The organism is Rhodococcoides fascians A44A (genome assembly GCF_000760735.1).
Taxonomy (GTDB): Bacteria; Actinomycetota; Actinomycetes; order Mycobacteriales; family Mycobacteriaceae; genus Rhodococcoides; species Rhodococcoides fascians_E.
Genome location: NZ_JMEX01000008.1, coordinates 2,686,400 through 2,704,994, shown reverse-complemented (window position 1 = coordinate 2,704,994; position 18,595 = coordinate 2,686,400). Strand labels below are relative to the sequence as shown.

Sequence of the window (18,595 nt, the reverse complement as noted above, 5' to 3'; positions counted from 1 at the left end):
AACGGTGTGGAATCCTGAAGATCATGCACTTTTCGACCATCGACCTCCGTTCGGACACCGTGACGCGGCCTTCGCCGGAGATGCGGCAGGCGATGTACGACGCCGAGGTGGGCGACGATGTTCTCGACCACGACCCCACCATGGCCCGGCTGGAGGAGCGTGTTGCGGACGTTCTCGGGTACGAGAGTGCGCTGTGGGTGCCCAGCGGATCGATGGGAAATCTGATCGCGCTGATGATGCACCTGAGGCGAGGTGACGCATTCCTCGCGCCGGAACACGCGCACGTCCTCGACTCCGAGTTGGGCACGGCCGCGTGGCTCGCCCAAGGCATGCCTCGAATCCTGCCGCACGACGCGGGACCGGGACGCCCGACGCCCGAGACCGTCGCCGCAGCGGTGTCCGACGGCCCGTACTTCACGTTGACCACGACGCTGCTGTGCCTCGAGAACACCCACAATTTCGCCGGCGGGGCCGTGTTCGACGCCGAGGAATGGGCGTCCCTGCTGGCCGCGGCCCGCGAGAGGGGCCTGAAGGTGCACCTCGACGGCGCACGCGTGTGGAATGCGGCCGTGGCGCTCGGAGTCCCCGTCTCGGATCTGACGCGCGGCGCCGACACCGTCCAGGTGTGCTTGTCCAAGGGATTGGGTGCACCGGTGGGTTCGATGCTCGCTTCCGACGCCGCCCGCATCACCGAGGCCAGGCGCATCCGCAAGATGCTCGGCGGAGGAGTGCGCCAGGGCGGAGTACTCGCCGCGGCGGGCCTGGTGGCACTGGACACCGTCGACTCCCTCGCCGACGACCACGCCCATGCCCGTCTCCTCGCCGACGGTCTCCGCGAACGCGGCTGGACCGTCGACGAACCCCAGACCAACATCGTTCTCGCCGACGGACCTCTGACCGTCGCGGAGCTCGCCGATCTCGGGATAGCCGCGGTCGGCGTCGTCGGACGAACACGATTCGTCACCCACCGAGACGTCTCACGATCCGACATCGAGGATGCCCTGAGCCGGCTCTAGAGCACAGGCGCGAGGCGAGTCAGCGCCTCTTCGACGTGCTCGGTGGTTCCGGCGAACGAGAACCTGACGGTGTGGTGGCCGTGCACGGTGTCGAAATCCACGCCGGGGGCGAGAGCCACACCGGTCTCGGCGAGGATGCGCTCGCACCACGCCCGTGAGTCCTGCGTCAGGTGACCGATGTCCGCGTAGGCGTAGAACGCTCCATCGGCGGGCGCCAGGTCGGTGACACCGGCCGCGGTCAATCCGTCGAGCAGGATCCGCCGGTTGACGGCGTAGCGCCGGACGTGACCGTCGAGCTCGGCGCGCGACTCTTCGGTGAACGCCGCGACGGCCGCTACCTGCGAGATCGCAGGCGGGCACACGGTCATGTTCGACGCCAGGCGCTCCACCGCGCGGTGCAGGTGCGACGGCAGCAGCATCCACCCGAGCCGCCACCCCGTCATCGAGAAGTACTTGGACACCGATCCGATGACGACCGACGAGGTGCGCGAGGTCTCCCACGCGCTCGACGTCGTCACGTCCCCGTAGGAAATACCGTGGTAGATCTCGTCGGAGATCAGGAGGGTTCCGTTGGCCTCGCACCACCGGGCGATCGCGGCCAACTCGTCGGCGTCGACGATCGTTCCCGTCGGGTTGGCGGGACTGGCGATGATCAGGCCCTTCGGCGGCTCGGGGAGTTCTTCGAGCATCGCTACGGTCGGCTGGAATCGCGACTCGGCGCCACAGTCCAGCTCGACCACGCGGCAGCCGAGGGCAGCGAGAGTGTTCCGGTACGCGGGATACCCCGGACGGGCCATGACCACCGTGTCACCGACATCGAACGCAGCGAGGAACAGCAACGTGAACGCGCCGGACGATCCAGTCGTCACCACGACCTCGTCGGGGTGCACGTCGATGTTCGACTCGGCCGAGTGATACGCCGCGATCGCTTCCCGAAGCGGCAGAATGCCGAGAGTTTCCGTGTACCCGAGCAGATGACCGTCCAGAGCCTCTCGAGCGTCCCGCAGCACCGGTGCCGGCGCAGGCGTCGACGGCTGCCCCGCAGCAAGCGACAGCACGTCCCCGTGCGTTCGACTTCTCACGGCAGCAGCCTTGAACACGTCCATGACGTGGAAGGGCTGGATCTCGGACCTCGACGACGGAGTACGCACGCGCTCGAGGTTATCGCTACGTTCGTGGGGTACGCCTGCCCAACCACCCGAGGTCGATTCGTATGACACACCCCACCGCACACACCGTCGCCGATGCTCTCGACGCACTGCGCGAGACGACCCCGTTGGTTCAGTCACTCACCAACGTCGTCTCGGCGAACTTCGTCACCAACGTCCTTCTTGCGGCGGGTGCGAGCAACGCACACATCGACAACGTGCACGAAGCTGCCGCATTCGCGGCGGTCGCAGGAGGGGTACTGGTCAACCTCGGCACCCCGGACGACGGCACCGCCGAGGCTTTCGTTCTTGCCGCCGACGGAGCGGTGGCAGCCGGAACACCCTGGGTACTCGACCCTGTCGGCGTCGGCGGCCTCCCGTGGCGTACGTCCCTGGCTGCCGACCTGCTCACCCGGCGCCCGACGGCTGTCCGCGGCAACGCTTCCGAGATCGTCGCACTCGCAGGCCTGGGCAGCTCGACACGCGGAGTCGACAGCTCGGTCGATTCGAAAGACGCCGTACCGGCCGCGATCGCATTACTCGACCACGCTGACGCGGTGTCCGCCTCCGGACCGATCGACTACCTCGTCGGGCGCAGCAACAACGGTCCAGTGGGCCTCACGGTCGCCGGTGGCAGTCCCCTTCTGACCAAGGTCACGACAACGGGATGCTCGCTGGGCGCTCTCGTCGCTGCCTACCTGGCCGTCACCCCGGATTCGCTGACCGGACTCACCGCCGCACACACGCACGTGGCGGTGGCAGCGGAGGTGGCGGAACACACGTCGTCGGGGCCCGGATCTTTCTCGGTGGCCTACCTCGACGCCCTTGCCTCGGTCACCCCGGACGACATCCGTGCGCGGGCACGGATCGAGCCGCTCGAGTTGTAACCGGTTCATCCACAGGCGTTCTCGTCAGCGCAGCAGGGGTGCCTGACGCTCCATTCCTTCGACGGATACGCAGTTTTCTGCGCATTCGACTCGATAGTGGAGCATCAGGATCGGGTCCTCAGAGTGAGATGCGCCCTTCGAGCGCAGCGAGGCCGATGTCGGTGCGGTAGTGACTGCCCGGCAATTTGATTGCGTCGATTTTGGCGTAGGCGTCCGCTCTGGCCTCCGCCAGGTCCGCGCCCGAACCGACGACGCTGAGCACGCGGCCGCCGGCGGAGACGACTGCGCCGTCCTTGTGCGCGGTGCCTGCGTGGAGAACACCGTCGGCATCCGCACCCGTGATGACGTCGCCCGTACGCGGACGGCCGGGGTAGTTCTCGGCTGCGACCACCACGGTCACGGCCGAGCCGTTCTTCCACTGCAGCGACTCGAGCGAGTCGAGCGTGCCGGTGGCCGTTGCGTTCAGGGCCTCGCCCAGCGGGGAGTCCAACAAGGCGAGCACTGCCTGGGTCTCGGGATCGCCGAAGCGGCAGTTGAATTCGACGACTGCCGGTCCTTGCGATCCGATCGCCAGTCCCGCGTACAGCAGACCGGAGAACGGTGAGCCACGCCGCACCATCTCGGCGGCAACGGGCTCGACCACCTCGGTGACGATCTGCTGAACGACGGACTCGGGCAGCCACGGAAGCGGGGTGTAGGCGCCCATGCCACCGGTGTTGGGACCGGTGTCCCCGTCGCCGACGCGCTTGTGATCCTGTGCCGGAAGAAGAGGAACCACTGTCTCGCCGTCGACGAGGCAGAACAGCGACACCTCGGGTCCGTCGAGGAACGATTCCAGCAACACCGGATGCCCGGTCTCGAGCAACTCGGCAGCGTGATCGCGGGCCGCGAGGCGATCGGTGGTGACCACGACGCCCTTGCCCGCCGCGAGCCCGTCGTCCTTGACGACCCAGTTGGGGCCGAAACGATCGAGAGCTTCGTCGAGCTTCGCCGGCGAATCGACGATTTCACTGTGCGCCGTCCGCACACCCGCTGCCGCCATGACGTCCTTGGCGAACGCCTTGGAACCTTCGATTCGAGCAGCGTCGGCCGACGGTCCGAACGTGGCGATACCGGCCTCACGCAGAGCATCGGCAACACCGAGCACGAGCGGGACCTCGGGACCGATGACCACGAGATCTGCCTCGACCTTGCGAGCCAGCTCGGTCACCGCTGCACCCGACGCCACGTCGACGGGATGCTGCTCGGCGATAGACGCCGTGCCTGCATTGCCGGGAGCGACCAGCAGTTTGCTGACCTTAGGGTCCTTGCTCAGCGCAAGGAGAAGGGCGTGCTCACGAGCACCTGAACCGACTACGAGTACGCGCACAGTGCATCAGACTATCGGCTCGACTCCCATCGGAGAAAAAGATGGTCAGCTCAGGTCGTACAACGTCACACCGTCGACGGTAGTGGCCGTGTAATTCGCCGCGACCCACTCGGAGATCTCGGCGGACGTGCCGGAACTGGACCCACCCATCCCTCCACCTGCGATGAAGTAGTGGATCTCACTGTTGGCCACGTACTCCTTGAACTGCTCGAGCGTCGGCGACGGGTCGGTGCCGTTGAATCCGCCGATCGCCATGACGGGGTCCTCGGTCGCCAGCTGATAACCCGACGCACTGTTGGATCCGATGGCTGCCGCGACCCAGGTGTAGGAGTCCGCGTCGTGTTCGAGCAACGAGGTGATCGCCTCGGTCGGGGTGCTGCCGCTGAGGAGTCCACCGGCCCCGCCCATGCCACCGCCGGGAAGCCCTGCAGGCATCTGACCGTCCTGCATCGGGAAGCCCTGCATCCGAGATTGACCGTCGCGGATCCGGCCGTCGCCCATTCCGCGGCCACCGCCCATACCGCCTGGACCGCCCATTCCTGTCGACGGCCCGGCCGAGACGATGGATCCGGTGTGCGGGGTCGCGATGGTGTCGAGTGCGTACGCGGTCGGGCCCGCAAGGCCCGCGAACATCACTGCGAGAATGGCTGCGACAGAGAGTTTTCCACGTGTCATCGCCGGGATGAGCAGTGTGACCGCGCCGAGGACGCCGACGACGAGGATCGCCCACCGAGGCCACGGCACGAAGTCCGCACTGCGGCCGAGCAGAACCCAGGCTGTCGCCACGGCGGCGAGGGTCGACACTGCCATTGCGATGCGCACCCAGTACCGCTCGCGGTTGCGCCACGCCAGCACGCTGCCCGCGCCGATCAGTGCTGCCACAGCAGGTGCCAGTGCCACCGTGTAATAGGAGTGGAAGATGCCCGCCATGAAGCTGAACGTCAGACCGGTGACCAGCAACCACAGGCCCCACACCGTCAAGGCCGCGCGCTGAGGATCGGTGCGGCGAACACGTCCTCGGATCACGAGGCCGACGACCAACAGGATCAGCGCCGACGGGATGAGCCATGCGATCTGACCGCCCTGCGAGGAGTCGAACATGCGCGTGATGCCGGTTTCACCCCACATGCCACCTCCTGCACCGCCGCCCGGGCCACCGGCAGCGCCGCCACCCGGGGTCACGCTTCCGGTTTCCTCACCGTTGAGGCGGCCGAGACCGTTGTATCCGAGGGTCAGTTCGAGGATGGAGTTGTCCTGCGAGCCCCCGATCCAGGGCCGTGACGACGCCGGCCACAGTTCGACGACGAGTAGCCACCAGCCGGCCGACACGATCGCCGCGCCCAATGCGGCAAAGAGCTGCATCAGCCTGGTGACCAACTTCGGCCGGCCGAAAGCGAGGTACATCAACGCGATCGGCGGAATGACGAGCATCACCTGGAGCTGCTTGGTCAAGAACCCGAACCCGACGAACACTCCGGTGAGCACGAGCCACCGAGTACGCCCGTTCTCGACGGCCCGCATCGATGCCCACACCGCGGCGATCATCAGCAGCACCAGCAGAGCGTCGGGATTGTTGAAGCGGAACATCAGTGCCGCAACGGGAGTGACTGCGAGGGTCAGTCCGGCGAGGAGACCGGCGGCGGAACCGAACTGACGACGAATGGTCGCCCACAGAAGCGCGACCGAACCGACACCCAGCAGTGCTTGCGGAATCAGCATCGCCCAGGAGCTGAGTCCGAAGACTCGAACCGACAACGACATCAACCACAACGACATGGGTGGTTTGTCGACGGTGATGGAATTTGCCGCGTCCGACGAGCCGAAGAAGAACGCTTTCCAGGACACCGAACCGGCCTGCACTGCCGCGGAGTAGAACGAGTTCGCCCAACCGGACGCGCCGAGGCCCCAGATGTAGGCCACGGCCGTACCCACCAACAGCACTGCAAGACCGATCCATTCCCATCGAGAGTGCGTCTTCTGGGTGGGTTCCTCCACGGGTCGTTGCATCAGCGTCGTCATTTCTGCGCGTCCTCCTTGGTACGGAACACCCAACGAAGGGCAACGAACCGGCACACCGTTGCAACGAGATTCGCAACGACGAGCACCGAGAGTTCGACGTGCCGCGACACGTCGGGTGCCGCGGCGTGCAGTGCGGCGAGTGAACCACTGGTGACCAGCAGTGCGAAGCCGAACACCAACAGCCCCTGCAGTTGGTGCCGGCCGGCATTCTCGGCCCCACGTATTCCGAACGTGAAGGCCCGGTTCGCCGCCGTGTTGAGGACGGCGGTGATCAACAATCCGAGGAAGTTGGCGGCCTGTGCACCGATGAGCGGGTGCAGAATCAGATACAGCAGCGCGTAGGCGACCGTGCTTGCGACGCCGATGATTCCGAATCGGACCAATTGCCCGACCATTCCGTGCGGTACTCCGGCCACGAGCGGCTCCCGTCCGAGACTCTTGCGCAACTCCGCGACCGGCAATGCGCCCGACGCCAATGCTCGGCCCACTCGCCAGCATCCTTCGAGGTCCTTCACGGCGGTGTCGACGATGTTCACGCTGCTGTTGGGGTCGTCGACCCAATCGACCGGCACCTCGTGAATCCGCAGACCCACTTTCTCGGCGATGACGAGCAGTTCGGTGTCGAAGAACCAGCCGTTGTCCTCCACGAGCGGCAACAGTGTCCGCGCGACATCGGTGCGCATCGCCTTGAAGCCGCACTGCGCGTCGGAGAACCGCGCACGCAGCGAGGTACGCAGGATGAGGTTGTAACTGCGAGAGATGAATTCACGCTTCGCTCCGCGCACCACCCGCGACGATCGGCTCAAGCGTGAACCGATCGCGAGATCGGAGTGCCCGGACAGCAGCGGAGCGATCAGAGGCATCAACGCGTTCAGATCCGTGGACAAATCGACGTCCATGTAGGCAACGACGTCGGCATCGGACTCCAGCCACACCGCTTTCAGCGCTCGGCCACGTCCCTTCTCGTCGAGGTGGCGGACGTGCACGCCGTCGATCTCGGCCGCCAATCGCCGGGCGACGTCGAGTGTGGCGTCGGTGCTGGCGTTGTCTGCGATGGTGATCCGGGCGCGGAAGGGAATGGTGCCCTCGAGGTGCGTGTGCAGTCTACGAATGCACTGCTCGAGATCCGCCTCCTCGTTGTAGACCGGAATGACCACCTCGAGGACGGCCGTCGCAGCGTCACCTGGGGACGAGCTGGGCTCACGGCCACCTGCTCGGAGTAGCGAGTTCGATGTCATGAACCACAGATTCGTCTGCCTGCCTGCGACCAGCCTGGATCCAAGCTGGCAGTTTCCTGTGCCGCCGGCGGGGCCTGCGGAATGACCCATGGGTCCCGCACGCCGCATAGGGTTGGGCGCATGGCATCGGTATTCAGCAAGATCATCAGTGGAGAGATTCCGGGACGATTCGTCTGGGAGGACGACGACGTCGTCGCGTTCCTGACCATCGCTCCCGTCACTCAGGGACACACCCTGATCGTGCCGCGCGAGGAGATCGACCAGTGGCAGGACGTCGACGGCGCGGTGTTCGGCAAATTGACGTCGGTTGCACAGAAGATCGGTCGAGCGGTGGTCCGGGGGTTCGACGCGCCGCGGGCAGGGTTCCTGATCGCCGGACTGGAAGTGCCGCATCTGCACCTGCACGTGTTCCCGGCGTTCGAGATGGGGAACTTCGACATCTCCGGCGCGGACCCGAGTCCGTCGGCCGAGTCCCAGGACGAGGCAGCGCGGAAGATCAAGGCTGCACTGACCGACCTGGGTTACGGGGCGAACGTCCCTACCTGATCGGGTCGAGCAACCGTCGCGTCGAACGCAAGGCCGCGGACACTGGGTTCGGCCGCACGGTGCCACCGATTCCGGGCCCGGGACGCATCAGCACATCGCGGGGGCCAGGCGCGAGCGCGCAACGGGTGCACAGACCGGGGCCGGTCAGCAGGGTGCCGCAGTCTGCGTGCAGGAATTCCCGACGCGCACCGCCCGGCGACGGAACCTGGGTACCGCCCCAGTCGTTCAGCGCGAAGACCACGTGCCACAACCCCTCGAGCGCTGTCGTCGGAACGTATTCGTCGCGGCCGCCGTGAGGTACACGCTCGAGCAATCCAGCGTCGACGAGGCCTGCGAGCCGCTGCGTGAGGACGGCCTTCGACATCTCCAGATGGGTCTGGAAGTCCGAGAACCGTCGTACACCGAACAGCGAGTCACGCACGATGAGAAGCGTCCAGCGCTCGCCGACGAGTTCGAGCGCACGTGCCATCGAGCAATCCTGATGTACGTAGTCGACGCCGAGGGCCATGCACGGAAGCCTACCCGAATGGTCTGTTGACCGAACCGAATCGCGCGGTTACAGTTCGGTCACCGAACCAAGGGGAACCATGACCACCACCGACCCGTCCACCGTGCAACGACGCTCACTTGTGATCGCGTCGCTCGGCACTCTGCTGACCCTGGTGGCGTTCACAGCGCCCTTGGCGACCATCAATCCGACGGCGACGACCCTCGGAAGTGACGCTGCCGGGAAGACCTGGATTCTGAGCTCGATGAGCATCGGGCTCGGTGCTGCTCTGTTGACCGCGGGAACCGTCGCCGACGATTTCGGACGCCGTCGGACGTTCGCGATCGGCGCGGTCGTGCTCGCCGCGGGTTCCGTTGCCTGCGCGGTTGCCCCCACCACACTGATCTTCGTGATCGCCCGCATCGCACAGGGCATCGGCGGCGCAGCACTCGTCGCGTCGAGCCTCGGGATCATCGCGCACACTCACCCGGTCGGCCCGCTGCGGGCGCGCGCAAGCGGGATCTGGGGCGCCAGCGTCGGCGCAGGCATTGCCCTCGGGCCGCTGATCGCGGCCGGTTTCGATCGTATCGCCACCTGGCGCGATGCGTACGTCGTGCTCGCGGTCGCCGCAGCTGTGCTGGCCTACGTCTCGCACCGCTTCGTCGTCGAGTCGAGAACCGACGTTCCGCGAGGCCTCGATCCGGCGGGCGCGCTTCTGCTCGGCCTCGGCGTCAGTGCGCTGCTGGCTGCGTTGGTCGAGGGGCGCCAGGGATGGGCAGACCCTCTGCCCATCGGATTGTTCGTCGTCGCAGCACTGCTACTGAGCATGTTCGTCATTGTCGAATTACGAAGCAGCACGGCGATGCTGGACCTGTCGCTGTTCGCTCATCCCCCGTTCGTCGCAGCGACCTTCGCGGCACTCATGACCGGTGCCGGCGTCATTGCCCTGATGTCGTACGTGTCCGGATTCCTCGGAAATGCCTACGGTATCCAAGCATTGGAAGCTGCACTGCTGATGTTCGCGTGGTCCGGCACGTCGGTCGTCACAGCTCTGCTCGCTCGGAGGATTCCGCCGAGCATCTCGGGCGGAACACAATTGGCCGTCGGACTGCTCGGCGTCGCCGTCGGGCAGCTCTTTCTTCTCGGTCTGTCCGAGGACTCGACGTGGTCTCGCCTGCTGCCCGGCCTGCTCGTCGCCGGTGTCTCCAGCGGTGTCCTCAACGCAGCCCTCGGGCGCGAGGCCGTGGCCAGCGTGCCCGCCGGGCGTGCAGGCATGGGTAGTGGCGCCAACAACACTGCTCGATACGTGGGTTCGGCCGTCGGCGTCACCGTGGTTGCCGTGCTCGCTGTTCCGACCGGAACGCCCAGCGTCGCCGGGCTCGTCGAGGGGTGGAACAGCGCAGTGCTGTTCACCACCGCCGCGTCCATCGTCGGCGCGCTGGTGGTTCTTGCCTGCCGCCGCCGGGCCTAGTCGACCCGGTCCTGATTCACCCGGGGCAGTTCCACCCGGAACGTTGCGCCCAGGCCGGGCGTACTGTCGACGGTGACGGTTCCGCCGTGCGCGGCGACGAGGGCCGCGACGATCGACAATCCCAGTCCGCTGCCCCCACTTTCACGAGTACGGGAGCTGTCCGCGCGATAGAAGCGCTCGAAGACGTGCGCCGATTCCTCGGCCGACAAGCCGGGCCCGGTGTCGCTGACCTCGAGTTGCACCGACGTGTCCGTGGTGCCCACACGGACCTCGATGGACGCATCGGACGGAGTGTGCCGAACAGCATTCCCGACGAGGTTGGCCACTACCTGACGTAGCCGTGCGTCGTCACCGGTCACCTCGGGAATGCCGGGCCCTGAGACGACTTTCAGTGAGATGTCGCGTTCGGGAGCGACGGCCCGGGCGTCGTGCACGGCGTCGGCAGCGATGGTGAGCACGTCGACGGATCGAGCCTCCAACGGGCGTTGCGCGTCGAGCCTGGCCAGCATCAGCAGATCCTCCACGAGCAAACCCATGCGTGCCGATTCACCCTCGATTCGGTTCATCAACAACGTGATGTCGCTCATCGCGCCTTGCCGATGCAGCTCCGCGAATCCTCGAATCGTCGTCAGTGGTGTGCGTAGTTCGTGACTCGCGTCGGCGACGAAGCGCCGCATCTTGTCCTCGGATGCGCGGGCCGCCTCCTCGGACGCCTCGCTCGCCGCGAACGCCTGCTGAATGCGAGTGAGCATGCCGTTCAACGCAATCGACAGCTTGCCGATCTCGGTGCGCGAACTCCGCTCCGGCACCCGCTCGTGCAGGTCACCGGCTGCGATCGCGGCCGCTGTTTCCTCGACCTGCACGAGTGGACGCAGACTGCGGCGGACGACGAAGTACGCCAGCACCGCGAGAAGTGCCAGAACTATGGTCCCGATGATCAACTGAAGCACCACCAAACGATCGACCGTGATCTTGGTGGGTGTCAGACTCTGCGCAACCACGGTGGTGCCCTGGGAGTTGGTGACGCTGAAGGCTCGCCACTCCTCGTCTCCGTCGACGGAACCGACCGTGGTGGGCCGAGACGTGTCGACGCCGTCGACGTCGGGAACGTTCTGCCCGGCGTCCTCCTCGATCCTGATCTGGCCGTCGGTGTCGGTCGCTTTCACGTAGAAGTCCGCCGGTGGTCGCCTGGACTCCGACGGCGGTGGCATGTCCGGGTTCCGGGGTTCCGCCCACACGCGGGACGCGTCGAACAAGCTCTTGTCGACGCGTTCGACGAGCGATTGCTGCAGCGCGGACGTCACTGCGACACCGGACGCCAGCAGCCCGGTCGCGACGAGAAGCAGCAGTGCCGCGACGAGCGTGAACCGTAGCGGAACGTCCCTGGGCGTCGGCAGTTTCTTCACCGCGGCTGCCGCATGACGTAGCCGACACCACGCAGAGTGTGGATGAGTCTGGTGTCCCCGGTGTCCACCTTGCGGCGCAGATAGGACACGTAGGATTCGACGACACCGACTTCACCGCCGAAGTCGTAGTGCCACACGTGATCCAGGATTCGCGGCTTGCTCAGCACGGTGCCCGCGTTGACCATGAAGTACCGGAGCAGCGTGAATTCCGTCGGCGAGAGTGCAACCGGCTCGCCTGCCTTCCACACCTCGTGGGTGTCGTCGTCGAGTTCGATGTCCGCGAACGAGATTCGCGACGGTGCAGTCTCCTCCGTCTTTCCGGATCGACGCAGAATGACCCTCAGCCGAGCAACCACCTCTTCGAGGCTGAACGGTTTGGTGACGTAATCGTCGGCGCCGAGCGTCAGGCCCGAGACCTTGTCCTCCACTGAATCGCGAGCGGTCAGGAACAGCGCGGGCGCGTCGACGCCGTCGGCGCGCAGCCTGCGCAGCAGACCGAACCCGTCCATCCCCGGCATCATGACGTCGAGGATGACCGCTTCGGGACGGAAGGTGCGCGCTTTGTCGAGCCCTTCGGGCCCGGACGATGCGGTCTGGACGTCGAACCCCTGGAATCGCAGACTGACAGACAGCAGTTCCAGAATCGTCGGTTCGTCGTCGACGACCAGCACACGGGCCTCAGGTGTTTCGCTCACGTACCCATTCTGGACCCGCAGCCTGCGCACTTGCTGCACTCTCGCTGTGAGGTTTCTGTGAGTGCCGCACGGGGTGCATGATGGACGGCGATGGCGACGACGGACACCTCGGCGAGTCCGGCCCGCCGCATCAATTCCATGCACGTATTCGCACTTCTGCTCGTGTGCGCGATCGTGTTCCGGGATCAGCTGGTCACGGCGGTGAACTCCTTTCCCGAGCTCCGAACAGGTGCGACGATCTTCCTGGGCGTCTTCGTTCAGGCAACCCCGTTTCTGGTGCTCGGCGTGCTGGTCAGCGGCGCGATCGCCGCGTTCGTCTCGCCGCGGGTTCTGGAGCGACTGCTGCCGGCCGACGAGAAAGCTGCGGTCGGTGTCTCCGGACTGGCCGGAATGGCCCTGCCCGGGTGCGAATGCGGCGCCGTTCCGGTATCCAGGCGTCTGATGGACCAGGGTGCGCCGACGTCGGCGGCGCTCGCATTCCTCCTGTCCGCACCTGCCATCAACCCTGTGGTGCTGGTGTCGACGGCTGTCGCGTTCCCCGGTGAACCGCGGATGGTGTTGGCGAGATTTCTTGCATCGCTGGCCACTGCCCTGGTGATGGGCTGGTTGTGGGCCAGAATCGGACGTGCCGAGTGGATCACGAAGAAATTCGCCGATCACAGCCACGATTCTTCGCGGTCGAAATGGGAAGTGTTCACCGAATCCGCACGACACGACCTGATGCAGGCGGGCGCCTTCCTCGTCCTCGGAGCCGGAGCCGCGGCGCTGCTGCACATCGTCGTTCCCGATTCCATCCTCGAACACCTCGCCGGGCAGATGCTCCTGGCGATTCTGGTGATGGCAGTTCTGGCCGTCGTTCTCGCGTTGTGTTCGGAGGCCGATGCCTTCGTCGCAGCGAGCATGTCGATGCTGCCTCTACTCCCCCGGCTGGTGTTCCTCGTCGTCGGCCCCGCGGTCGACGTCAAACTGATGGCGATGCAGGCGGGCAGTTTCGGACGTGGATTCGTCGCCCGATTCGCCCCGGTCACCTTCGTCGTCGCGGTGGCGTGCGCTACCTCCGTCGGGCTTCTCGTTCTGGGTGCCCGATGAGGCGGGAGACGCAGAACGTCCTGCTTCTGCTCGTCGGTGGCGCGATGGTCAAGATCTCCGTGGACGGAAGCTTTCTGCGCTACGTGAAGCCGAGCCTGCACCCCTACCTGCTGGCCAGCGGGATTTTCATCGTCGGCTTGGCGGTGGTGGCGATCGTTCGCGACGTCCGGCGAGGCGGACCGGCGGACGACGACCACGCCCACAGCTCTCGTCCGTACTGGATGTTGCTTCTTCCGGCGGCGTTGGTTCTGTTCGTCGCGCCGCCCGCACTCGACGTGTCGTCGGTGTCGGATCGGGTGGTCGCGGCCGGTCCTGTCCAGCGCACCGCGTTTCCACCGTTGCCCGACGGCGAGGCGCCTGAAGTATCGCTGCTCGACGTCGTTCAGCGTGCCGCGAGGGACAGCACGGGCAGCCTCGACGATCGCGAGATCACCGTGACGGGGATTCGAGTGGAGAACCCGGACGGCAGTGTCGATCTGGCGCGCATCCTGATCATCTGCTGCGCTGCCGACGCGCGATCCATCCGCATTCACTTGGACCGAGACGTGGAGGGCGAGTGGCTGCGGGTGCGTGGAACCGTCGGCGAGTCGTCCCCGGAGACGGGCAACATTCCGACGATGACAGTGACCGGCGTCGAGCAGATCGACGAACCCGAGAACACGTACGCCTATTAGTGGTACCCTAGTACCAGTCTTGCTGAATTCGACACAGTAGGACCAGCGGACGAGCGCACCGTACCCGGCCAGCGACAAGACGGTGCATGGGAGTGTTTTCTCATGGCTTGGGTCATTCTTGTCATCTCCGGCGTACTCGAAGCAGTGTGGGCCACCGCCCTCGGCAAGTCCGACGGTTTCTCGCGTCCCGTTCCCACGATCGTCTTCGGTGTCGCCCTCGTCGCCAGCATGGGCGGCCTGGCCGTCGCGATGCGTACCCTGCCTGTCGGCACCGCATACGCCGTCTGGGTCGGAATCGGCGCAACCCTCACCGTCGCCTACGCGATGATCACGGGCGACGAATCGTCGTCGTGGATCAAGGTCGCGCTGCTCGTGGGCATCGTCGGCTGCGTCGTCGGGCTGAAGCTGCTGCACTGACCGATCCAGCAGTTACAGTAACTTCCATGAACTGGGTGTCCGCGATCACACTGCCTGCACGCGCTGGGATTGCCATCGCGGAAACTGCCCTGGAGGTCTCGGGGGCGATTCTGTCCACCACTCGATTCGCTCTCGAGACCGGGGCAGCCACGCCTGCCAACCTGGCCTCGCTCACCGATCCCAAGGGCGGCACGATGCAGCTGCTGTCCCAGCTGGGTCAGCTCACCTCGGACGACCGAGCGTTGGGCAACGCACTGCGTGAGGGCGGGCCACTCGACCGGCTGCTCGCGCCGGGTGGCGTCGTCGACAGGTTGACATCGGAGGAAGGCACGCTCGAACGGTTGCTGGCACCCGGCGGACCCGTCGATCGCGTGACCGCCACCGACGGACCGCTGGACCGGCTGCTCGCCGAGGACGGTCCGCTCGAACGGCTGCTTGCCGACGGCGGACTTCTCGATCGGATCACCGCCGTCGACGGCCCCCTCGAACGTCTCACCGCCAAGGACGGGCCGCTCGAACTTCTGACTCGCGAGGACGGCATCATCGAACGCGCCACCCAGGAAGGCGGCCTGTTGGAACAGCTGCTCGCCGAGGGCGGTGCCATCGAGAGGTTGACCGCGAAGGGTGGTCCGCTCGATCAGCTCGTGACCTTGACCGAAACCTTGTCGCAGCTGGCCCCCAACATCGAACGCATGGGCGTCAGCATCGACATCCTGCAGGATTCGGTCGAGATCTTGTCGCAGGCGGTGAATCCGTTGGGCGAGTTGGTTGGTCGGCTACCCAATCGCTGGCTCAAAGGGAAGCAGACCGTCCACGAACTGCAGTAGACGGATCCACCGCGCGGGCATCAGTTCCGCAGACTCCGCGCGATGACAAGGCGCTGAATCTGGTTGGTGCCCTCGAAGATCTGAGTGATCTTGGCGTCGCGCATGTACCGTTCGACGCGGAAGTCCCGCGTGTACCCGTACCCGCCGAACACCTGGACCGCGTCGGTGGTGACCTTCATGGCGGCGTCGGTTGCGACGAGTTTCGCGACGGATGCGCCCCGCGAGTAGTCCAACCCGGCGTCCCGACGTCGCGCAGCATCGATGTACGTGGCCCGCGCGGAGTCGACCGCGGCCGTCATGTCGGCCAGCAAGAACCCGAGGCCCTGATGATCGACGATCTTCTTGCCGAACGTCGTGCGCTCGTTGGCGTAGGCGACTGCGTCGTTCAGGGCTGCCTGGGCGATACCCACGGCAACCGCAGCAATTCCCAGGCGGCCGGAATCGAGTGCGCTGAAGGCGATCTGGAGGCCCTGCCCCTCGGCGCCGAGACGTCGCTCCGCCGAGACGAAGGCATTGTCGTAGTTCGCCGACGTGGTAGGCACTGCGTGCAGACCCATCTTCTCCTCCGGCTTGCCGAAGGAGAGCCCCTCCTGATCCTTGGGAACGAGGAAGCAGGAAATACCCTTCGACCCTTCACCGGTGCGGGCGAAGAGGTTGTAGAAATCTGCGATACCGCCGTGCGTGATCCACGCCTTGGCGCCGTTGACGACGTATCCGTCGTCCTTGGCTGTCGCCTTGCAGGTCAACGCGGCGGCGTCGGATCCGGCCTGCGGCTCGGACAAGCTGTATGCGCCGACGAGACTGCCGCCCAGCATGTCCGGAAGCCAGCGCTGCTTCTGCTCCTCGGTTCCGAACGCCAGCAGCGGGGAGCACGCGAGGCTGTGCACGCTGACCGCAACGGCCACCGCCGCCCAGCGGGCCGCCAGTTCTTCCAGCACCTGCAGGTAGACCTCGTACGGCTGGCCACCGCCGCCCCACTCCTCCGGGAACGGGAGGCTCAACAGCCCGGCTTCACCGAGGGTGCCGAACACACCTTCGGGATAGGTCTCGTTCTTCTCGTGCTCGTCGACGATGGGATCCAGCACCTTGTCCGCGACATCGCGCGTGAGCTGAATGAGGTCGCGGGCTTCCTCCGTGGGCAACAAACGATCGACAGGCACTTTCGAACTCCTCACAGTACTGACGGTCCCATCACAGTACTGTAGATGATACTGGCTCGCCCACTGCAGTACTGTCATGCTTCATGACCGCAGCTCACGCGACGGCCCGCCGTGCCCAACTGTTCGACCAACTCGTCGACCTCTTGTTGAGCGAAGGGTTCGCCCACCTCACACTCGACGACATCTCGGGACGCCTCCGCTGCAGCAAATCGACGCTCTACACCCTGGCAGGCAGCAAGGAACAACTCGTTCGAGCGGCAACCGTGCACTTCTTCCGCGGAGCAACGGACCGCGTCGAGTCAGCGATCGTCGGGATAGACGGTTTCGGCAACCGCCTGACCGCGTACCTGACCGCGGTGGGAATCGCCCTGCAGCCGGCATCACGACAGTTCATGGACGACCTCGCCGCCTTCCCTCCTGCCCGCGAAATCTACGAGCAGAACACTGCGTTCGCCGCCCAACGCGTTCAAGACCTGATCGACGACGGTGCCGCCGCGGGTGAAGTCCGCAGCGTCCATGCCGCATTCGTCGCCGACGTCGCCGCATCGACAATGGCGCGCATTCAATCGCGTGAGATCTCCGAACGCACCGGCCTCGACGACTCCCAGGCGTACGCCGAGCTCGCCGCCCTCCTCACCACCGGCATCAGCGGTCACCGGGCACCTTCGTAGAATTGTCGGCGATGAGGAACGGCCGGGACGCATCTTCGTCGCCGCGGCACCCGACGGAGACGTCCCGGCACATTTCGATGGGTCCGGCACCGTCACTCGAACGGAATCCCCGTGGTCGTTCATCGCATGATCGCCGAGGATCTCGAATGGATCGGCGCCGCGACTATCGCCCTCCTGACGTGGATGACCGTGGTCGCCGGAACAGCAGGATCCGACGCCGGGTCGGTGTCGACGTGGGTCCTCGCGGCTCCGACGGTCGCCTACGTGCTCGGCATCGCCGGATACGCGGTGTATGTGATCCGCGGCGGCAAATACCGAGTACCCGAGGACGATCGACCGCCTTCGTAGATCAGAACGGTGGTGGTTTCTTTCGTTCGCGGAGGTGTTGGATGGTTTTGTGTTGTCGTAGTTTTCGGCGGAGGAGCCGGATTCGGGTGCGGGCGGTGTCGGTGGGTGCGTGTCGGAGGTCTGCGGTGGTGGGTTCGGGTGTGGTGGGGGACATGTGTTGTTCCCACCAGGTGGGTGTGGTGATGTCGGGTTCGGGGAGGGGTCGCCGGTGTCGGCGGGTGCGTGCGGTGGTGGGGCATCCGAGTTCGGGGAAGGTGAGGGTGCGGGTGCCGGTGGTGTGGGTCCAGAGGATGATGCCGCCGGCGAGGTAGGCGACGGTGGCTGCGTTGGCGGTTTTGTGTTTGTGGTGGGCGGTGCAGACGGGGTGGAGGTTGGTCTCGATGGTCCATCCGCCGCGGTGGGGGGTGTGGTGGTTGTAGGGGACGATGTGGTCGAGTTCGCAGTCGGTGGAGGGGACGTCGCATCCGGGGTGGGTGCAGGTGCGGTAGGTCATGCGTACGCGGGCGGCGAGGTCGGTGGTGGGTCGGTAGGTCAGGGCGCCGGGTGGTGGTTCGGTGTCGCCTCCGTGGCCGTCGGGGTGGGGTCCTGCAGCGAGGGTGGGGTCGGCGGTGATCGCTGCCAGTAGCGTCGCGGTGATCTGCGCGCGAAGGGTGTCACTGAGCAGACCAGTGCTATTGGGCAGACCGGTGGCGCTGGGCAGACCTCTGCCGTTGGTGGGTGTGCTGGTGGGTGTGGGTACGGTTCCTGCTCGGCGGATCCGGCCGCGGTGGATCAGGCGTGGTACCCGAATCCGTAGGGAGGAGAGCACTGTCCTCTGTTTTTGTCGCCGATCGGCTGCCTCGTCGTCGTCGGCGGTATCGGTGTCACCCAGGCCCGTGTCATCGGAAGTCACTGTGCCATCGGGAGTCACTGTGTCATCGGGAGTCACTGTGTCGTCGGGAGATGCTGTGCTGCCGGGAGGGTCGGCCTTGGCCGGTTCACCTTGTGTCTGGGTGTGTGGTGTTCGGGCGGTGAGGACGTCGTGGAGTTCGGTGAGCAGGCCTTGCCAGTGGGCGTCGGTGGCGATGAGCCGCGCCAGTTCCGGATCGAGTGGGGTTCCGTCGGCCAGTACGGCGGGGTTCTGACGC

19 protein-coding genes and 1 riboswitch are annotated in these 18,595 nt (G+C 65.9%); of the genes, 10 read left to right on the top strand and 9 right to left on the bottom strand.

The features are described 5' to 3' along the window. Nucleotides 1–23 precede the first annotated feature (23 nt). Nucleotides 24–1,016, top strand: a complete 993-nt coding sequence (locus BH95_RS24925) for a threonine aldolase family protein (RefSeq protein WP_037184748.1) — start codon at nucleotides 24–26, stop codon at nucleotides 1,014–1,016. Here BH95_RS24925 and BH95_RS24920 read toward each other — a convergent pair. Beyond that, a complete protein-coding gene (locus BH95_RS24920) occupies nucleotides 1,013–2,167 on the bottom strand; it encodes a pyridoxal phosphate-dependent aminotransferase (protein ID WP_037184746.1) in 1,155 nt (384 codons plus the stop codon). The two genes, BH95_RS24925 and BH95_RS24920, sit on opposite strands and share 4 nt — an antisense overlap. A gap of 62 nt (nucleotides 2,168–2,229) precedes the next feature. Between BH95_RS24920 and thiM the strand changes: the two genes are divergently transcribed. After that, nucleotides 2,230–3,051 carry a hydroxyethylthiazole kinase gene (thiM, locus tag BH95_RS24915; protein ID WP_037145080.1) on the top strand — a complete coding sequence of 274 codons (822 nt, stop codon included), beginning with the start codon at nucleotides 2,230–2,232 and terminating at the stop codon, nucleotides 3,049–3,051. 118 nt (nucleotides 3,052–3,169) lie between these two features. On the opposite strand, the gene purD is transcribed toward thiM, so the two are convergent. The 3 genes from purD to BH95_RS24900 are packed head-to-tail and all read right to left on the bottom strand — an operon-like array spanning nucleotide 3,170 to nucleotide 7,677. Beyond that, nucleotides 3,170–4,420 carry a phosphoribosylamine--glycine ligase gene (purD, locus tag BH95_RS24910; protein ID WP_037184743.1) on the bottom strand — a complete coding sequence of 417 codons (1,251 nt, stop codon included), beginning with the start codon at nucleotides 4,418–4,420 and terminating at the stop codon, nucleotides 3,170–3,172. A 45-nt stretch (nucleotides 4,421–4,465) separates the two neighbouring features. Beyond that, entirely contained in the window at nucleotides 4,466–6,439 is a 1,974-nt protein-coding gene (locus BH95_RS24905) for a glycosyltransferase family 39 protein (RefSeq protein ID WP_037184739.1), read from the bottom strand. Beyond that, complete coding sequence (locus BH95_RS24900; protein WP_019663651.1) at nucleotides 6,436–7,677, bottom strand: bifunctional glycosyltransferase family 2/GtrA family protein; 1,242 nt, start codon at nucleotides 7,675–7,677, stop codon at nucleotides 6,436–6,438. Before BH95_RS24900 ends, BH95_RS24905 begins: the two co-directional genes overlap by 4 nt. Nucleotides 7,678–7,797: 120 nt before the next feature. On the opposite strand from BH95_RS24900, the gene BH95_RS24895 reads away from it, so the two are divergent. Further along, a complete protein-coding gene (locus BH95_RS24895) occupies nucleotides 7,798–8,223 on the top strand; it encodes an HIT family protein (RefSeq protein ID WP_037184737.1) in 426 nt (141 codons plus the stop codon). On the opposite strand, the gene BH95_RS24890 is transcribed toward BH95_RS24895, so the two are convergent. Beyond that, nucleotides 8,216–8,731, bottom strand: a complete 516-nt coding sequence (locus BH95_RS24890) for a winged helix-turn-helix transcriptional regulator (RefSeq protein WP_037184734.1) — start codon at nucleotides 8,729–8,731, stop codon at nucleotides 8,216–8,218. The two genes, BH95_RS24895 and BH95_RS24890, sit on opposite strands and share 8 nt — an antisense overlap. A 79-nt stretch (nucleotides 8,732–8,810) precedes the next feature. Here BH95_RS24890 and BH95_RS24885 point away from each other — a divergent pair, with 79 nt between their 5' ends. Next, entirely contained in the window at nucleotides 8,811–10,181 is a 1,371-nt protein-coding gene (locus tag BH95_RS24885; RefSeq protein ID WP_020113378.1) for an MFS transporter, read from the top strand. Here BH95_RS24885 and BH95_RS24880 read toward each other — a convergent pair. Both BH95_RS24880 and BH95_RS24875 read right to left on the bottom strand, forming a co-directional pair. Next, nucleotides 10,178–11,587 carry a sensor histidine kinase gene (locus tag BH95_RS24880; protein WP_019663655.1) on the bottom strand — a complete coding sequence of 470 codons (1,410 nt, stop codon included), beginning with the start codon at nucleotides 11,585–11,587 and terminating at the stop codon, nucleotides 10,178–10,180. The two genes, BH95_RS24885 and BH95_RS24880, sit on opposite strands and share 4 nt — an antisense overlap. After that, entirely contained in the window at nucleotides 11,584–12,282 is a 699-nt protein-coding gene (locus BH95_RS24875) for a response regulator transcription factor (RefSeq protein ID WP_026347530.1), read from the bottom strand. Before BH95_RS24875 ends, BH95_RS24880 begins: the two co-directional genes overlap by 4 nt. 90 nt (nucleotides 12,283–12,372) lie before the next feature. On the opposite strand from BH95_RS24875, the gene BH95_RS24870 reads away from it, so the two are divergent. The 4 genes from BH95_RS24870 to BH95_RS24855 all read left to right on the top strand — a co-directional run bounded on the left by BH95_RS24870 (nucleotide 12,373) and on the right by BH95_RS24855 (nucleotide 15,289). Further along, a complete protein-coding gene (locus tag BH95_RS24870; RefSeq protein WP_037184731.1) occupies nucleotides 12,373–13,371 on the top strand; it encodes a permease in 999 nt (332 codons plus the stop codon). After that, on the top strand, nucleotides 13,368–14,045 hold the full coding sequence (locus BH95_RS24865) for a TIGR03943 family putative permease subunit (protein WP_037184727.1): 678 nt from the start codon (nucleotides 13,368–13,370) through the stop codon (nucleotides 14,043–14,045). Before BH95_RS24870 ends, BH95_RS24865 begins: the two co-directional genes overlap by 4 nt. Before the next feature lie 22 nt (nucleotides 14,046–14,067). Next, a riboswitch (guanidine-III (ykkC-III) riboswitch) is annotated at nucleotides 14,068–14,134 on the top strand. Between the two features lie 13 nt (nucleotides 14,135–14,147). Then, nucleotides 14,148–14,462 (top strand): DMT family transporter, encoded by a 315-nt coding sequence (locus BH95_RS24860; protein ID WP_020113381.1) that lies wholly within the window; start codon nucleotides 14,148–14,150, stop codon nucleotides 14,460–14,462. A gap of 26 nt (nucleotides 14,463–14,488) precedes the next feature. Next, nucleotides 14,489–15,289 carry a hypothetical protein gene (locus BH95_RS24855; protein ID WP_019663660.1) on the top strand — a complete coding sequence of 267 codons (801 nt, stop codon included), beginning with the start codon at nucleotides 14,489–14,491 and terminating at the stop codon, nucleotides 15,287–15,289. Nucleotides 15,290–15,309: 20 nt separating this feature from the next. Here BH95_RS24855 and BH95_RS24850 read toward each other — a convergent pair whose 3' ends face one another. Then, nucleotides 15,310–16,449: an acyl-CoA dehydrogenase family protein gene (locus BH95_RS24850; protein ID WP_019663661.1), complete on the bottom strand. Its 1,140-nt coding sequence runs from the start codon at nucleotides 16,447–16,449 to the stop codon at nucleotides 15,310–15,312. An 83-nt stretch (nucleotides 16,450–16,532) separates the two neighbouring features. Between BH95_RS24850 and BH95_RS24845 the strand changes: the two genes are divergently transcribed. Further along, nucleotides 16,533–17,120, top strand: a complete 588-nt coding sequence (locus BH95_RS24845; protein WP_037145098.1) for a TetR/AcrR family transcriptional regulator — start codon at nucleotides 16,533–16,535, stop codon at nucleotides 17,118–17,120. Between the two features lie 111 nt (nucleotides 17,121–17,231). Then, entirely contained in the window at nucleotides 17,232–17,468 is a 237-nt protein-coding gene (locus BH95_RS24840) for a hypothetical protein (protein ID WP_052060166.1), read from the top strand. A gap of 1 nt (nucleotide 17,469) precedes the next feature. On the opposite strand, the gene BH95_RS29695 is transcribed toward BH95_RS24840, so the two are convergent. Next, nucleotides 17,470–18,595 (bottom strand): HNH endonuclease signature motif containing protein (locus BH95_RS29695; RefSeq protein WP_244165130.1); only part of this gene is annotated, 1,126 nt, incomplete at its 5' end.